Source organism: Staphylococcus sp. EG-SA-2 (assembly GCF_017152085.1).
Map to the genome: position 1 here is coordinate 1 of NZ_JACYHC010000523.1, position 3,824 is coordinate 3,824.

General features: G+C 34.4%; 6 protein-coding genes. 3 read left to right on the forward strand and 3 right to left on the reverse strand.

Annotated elements, in window-relative coordinates:
• Positions 1 to 1,427, forward strand: a 1,427-nt coding sequence (locus tag IDG60_RS08545) for an FTR1 family iron permease (RefSeq protein WP_206160619.1), incomplete at its 5' end; no start/stop codon positions are given.
• 240 nt (positions 1,428 to 1,667) lie between these two features.
• Here the strand turns inward: IDG60_RS08545 and tatC are convergent.
• From tatC to IDG60_RS08560, 3 genes are all read right to left on the reverse strand, one after another.
• On the reverse strand, positions 1,668 to 2,330 hold the full coding sequence (tatC, locus tag IDG60_RS08550) for a twin-arginine translocase subunit TatC (protein WP_010922821.1): 663 nt from the start codon (positions 2,328 to 2,330) through the stop codon (positions 1,668 to 1,670).
• A gap of 55 nt (positions 2,331 to 2,385) precedes the next feature.
• Complete coding sequence (locus IDG60_RS08555; protein ID WP_001794540.1) at positions 2,386 to 2,610, reverse strand: twin-arginine translocase TatA/TatE family subunit; 225 nt, start codon at positions 2,608 to 2,610, stop codon at positions 2,386 to 2,388.
• Positions 2,611 to 2,709: 99 nt separating this feature from the next.
• Positions 2,710 to 3,099 carry a DUF1398 domain-containing protein gene (locus tag IDG60_RS08560; RefSeq protein ID WP_000886004.1) on the reverse strand — a complete coding sequence of 130 codons (390 nt, stop codon included), beginning with the start codon at positions 3,097 to 3,099 and terminating at the stop codon, positions 2,710 to 2,712.
• Positions 3,100 to 3,338: 239 nt separating this feature from the next.
• Between IDG60_RS08560 and IDG60_RS08565 the strand changes: the two genes are divergently transcribed.
• Both IDG60_RS08565 and IDG60_RS08570 read left to right on the forward strand, forming a co-directional pair.
• Positions 3,339 to 3,542, forward strand: a complete 204-nt coding sequence (locus tag IDG60_RS08565; RefSeq protein ID WP_001246008.1) for a helix-turn-helix transcriptional regulator — start codon at positions 3,339 to 3,341, stop codon at positions 3,540 to 3,542.
• On the forward strand, positions 3,539 to 3,824 hold a 286-nt coding region (locus IDG60_RS08570), incomplete at its 3' end, for a DUF3169 family protein (RefSeq protein ID WP_164826199.1). The genes IDG60_RS08565 and IDG60_RS08570, both read left to right, overlap by 4 nt.

The following is a 3,824-nucleotide window of genomic DNA, read 5'->3' on the forward strand; positions in this document are numbered from 1 at the left end:
ATGATAATCAAAAAGATACACTTTCGCAATTAACGAAGTCATTAATTGCTTATGAAGAGAAATTGGCTAGTAAAGATGCGGGTTCTAAAATTAAACTATTGCAACAGCAAGTCGATGCCAAAGATGCTGCGATGACAAAAGCGATTAAAGATAAAAATAAAGCGGAATTAGAATCTTTGAACAATAGTTTGAATCAGATTTGGACAAGTAATGAAACAGTGATTCGCAATTATGACGCAAATCAATATGGACAAATTGAAGTCGCATTATTACAACTTAGAATTGCAATTCATAAGTCACCATTAGATACGGCAAAAGTGTCACATGCTTGGACAACTTTTAAATCAAATATTGATCATGTCGATAAAAAAAGTGATACGTCTGCAAATGATCAATACCATGTATCACAATTAAATGATGCGTTAGAGAAGGCGATTAAAGCTATCGACGACAATCAATTGTCGGATGCTGATGCTGCGCTTACACATTTTATAGAAATTTGGCCGTATGTTGAAGGTCAAATTCAAACTAAAGACGGGGCTTTGTATACGAAAATTGAAGATAAAATACCATATTATCAAAGTGTATTAGACGAACATAATAAATCGCATGTCAAAGATGGTTTAGTAGATATAAACAATCAAATTAAAGAGGTTGTTGGCCATAGTTATAGCTTTGTCGATGTGATGATTATCTTTTTACGTGAAGGACTAGAAGTGTTATTAATTGTAATGACATTGACTACCATGACGCGTAAAGTCAAAGATAATAAGGGGACTGCAAGTGTGATTGGTGGTGCAATTGCCGGACTTGTACTGAGTATTATCTTAGCAATTACGTTTGTAGAAACTTTAGGGAATAGTGGCATTCTTCGTGAAAGTATGGAAGCGGGATTAGGTATCGTTGCGGTCATATTAATGTTTATCGTTGGTGTTTGGATGCACAAACGTTCAAATGCGAAACGCTGGAATGATATGATTAAAAATATGTATGCCAATGCGATTAGTAATGGTAATTTGGTATTGTTAGCGACGATTGGTTTAATATCTGTGTTGCGTGAAGGTGTTGAGGTTATCATTTTCTATATGGGGATGATAGGTGAGCTAGCGACAAAAGATTTTATTATTGGTATTGCCTTGGCCATAGTGATATTAATTGTCTTTGCGGTATTATTTAGATTTATCGTCAGATTGATACCTATATTCTATATATTTAGAGTATTGTCGATCTTTATTTTTATTATGGGATTCAAAATGCTTGGCGTAAGTATTCAAAAGTTACAATTATTAGGTGCGATGCCAAGACATGTTATTGAAGGATTCCCAACGATTAACTGGTTGGGCTTCTATCCAAGTTATGAACCATTGATAGCACAAGCTGCTTATATTATGGTAGTTGCTATCTTAATCTTTAAATTTAAAAAATAAAAAACAGGCCGAGTGCCTGTTTTTTTGTTGCTGTATTGCGGATTATCGTAGCATTGTTGAGATGTGGATATCGCTGCATGGTTGGTTCTCGTTGTATTGCAGATATCACGGTTTAATCCGATTCTGTATTCTAATTAACGCAAGTGCAGTATTGATATAATCTGAGGTGCTACATTGTTCTTTTATTGGCTATTGTGATGTTGCTGCATTGTGAGTATCACAGCATTAATTCGTATAAGGTTAATGTGTTGGCGGTTTGCCTCGGCATGTGAACTTAACAATGAACATACTGAACTCAAAGAGCAATATGAGTGGCAATGTAAGTAATATATTTAATGTTAAATCGGGTGGTGCAATGATACTTGCCAGCACAAAGCAAGCGAAATAAATATATTTTCGATAATGCTTCAATGATGTGATATCTATAAGACCGAATTTTGCAAGTCCTATGAATAATATTGGCAATTGGAATAAAATGCCAAAAGTGAAAAGCCAACGGATAAGTTCAACTAAATACGCTTTAAAGCCAATGACAGGCGAAATGTTTAAAGTTAATGATAATTTTAACGCGAATTGAATGATTATTGGAAAGCCAACATAAAATGCAAAAGCGACGCCAGCACAGAATAATAACACGCTGAAAAAACTATATTTATAAATAAATTGACGTTCATTATTATGTAATCCAGGTGCAATGAATGCCCACAATTGATAAAACATGACTGGTGAAATGAAACAAAACGCGATGAAAAATATAATCATCACGTATATTTGGATCATTTCTGTGAATGAAAATGCATGTAAGGACACATGTGCACGGGTAATATACGTTATGAATGGTGTCATCCACCAAAATGATGAAACATATACGACGATGACTGTGACGACGAACGACAATAGTATTTTAACTAAACGATGACGTAGCTCGCTAAAATGAACAAGTAAGGTGTGGTCAGTGCTATTGCTCTCGCTGTTGTTTCGATTCCTTACTGGGTGTGTCGTGAGACTCTTTGTCTAAATCTTCTGTTGCAGATTTAAATTCTTTTAAAGTAGAACCGATAGCACGACCAAATTGTGGTAATTTTTTCGGACCAAAAATAATTAAAGCGATAATGCTAATGACGACAAGACTTGTTGGGCCTGTGATGCCTAAAATAAAAGTGTTAGTTATCATGATAATCAACCTCACTCATAAGTAGTATATAGTATTTACTTTATACCGAACGATAATGATTATCAATAAAATTTTATAAAATAATTAAAATGTTGCTGTAAATACAAATTACTGAGGTATTAATTCTGAAATAATAGCTTGTTCTTTCAAGTCGATATAAGTACAAGTACCAGCTTGAATATCGATATGCCATTTATAAATGCCAGCTTCAGCCATTTCATCACAAAATGTTTCGAAATCTGTTTGTCCTTGTTGATGTCTAGTTAATACATCTTGAACTATTGTTTTGTTTGATTTTTGAGCAACAGGATGATTACTTTTCACAGATGACGTAACGATATCATCTTCTGATTGATGTACGTATGTTGCAGTGCCATCTTGAATGTTGACGATATTGTAAGTCATCCCCATATCTTTAAAAGCTTTGAATAGTTTTGGAAAGTCAACACCAGTAAATTGTTGATGTGCTTGTTGAATTGCAGATAATGTAAATGCCATAATAGTCTCCTTTGAATGGTTTGATTTAGTGAAAATGCGTGCATCATACTAAAATTAGAATGCTGTTAATTATGCAGGAAGGTGTAACGAAAGTAAACAATTATGACTTGTAGGCGTTGAGGTGTTGTTTCAAAATGTCATACATAGGTGGACAATCATATTTTTTTGTGTAGATTTGACAAATATAGTTGTCAAAAAGACAAATATCATTTACATTAGGACTAAGGAGTTGATGCGATGTGCGTAATCGATTGAAAGAGTTACGAGCACGAGATGGCTTAAATCAAACGCAGCTTGCCAAACTAGCTGGTGTTTCAAGACAAACCATTTCGCTAATTGAGCGAAACAATTTTATGCCATCAGTATTAACGGCAATAAAGATTGCTCGCATTTTCAATGAAACGGTGGAAACGGTTTTTATTATTGAGGAGGATGAAGCATGAAAATACTAAGATATATCGGATATCTTTTACTGGGTGGAATTGTAGGGGGTATCATTGGTGGAATTTTAGGTAACTTTGATGGATTGGGTATTGAGAACTTGACGTTTGCGACTTATAACAATGTCGTTGTAATATCGATTGTTGCGACTATGATCATCATATTGGTAGAAGCCATTGTTTTGATGAATCAAAGACGTGCATTGAAGTATAAGCGACTTGTAGATGAAGAGGTAGATATCGATGCAACAGATCAATATGAATTGCTTGCGAATCGTTATGTTT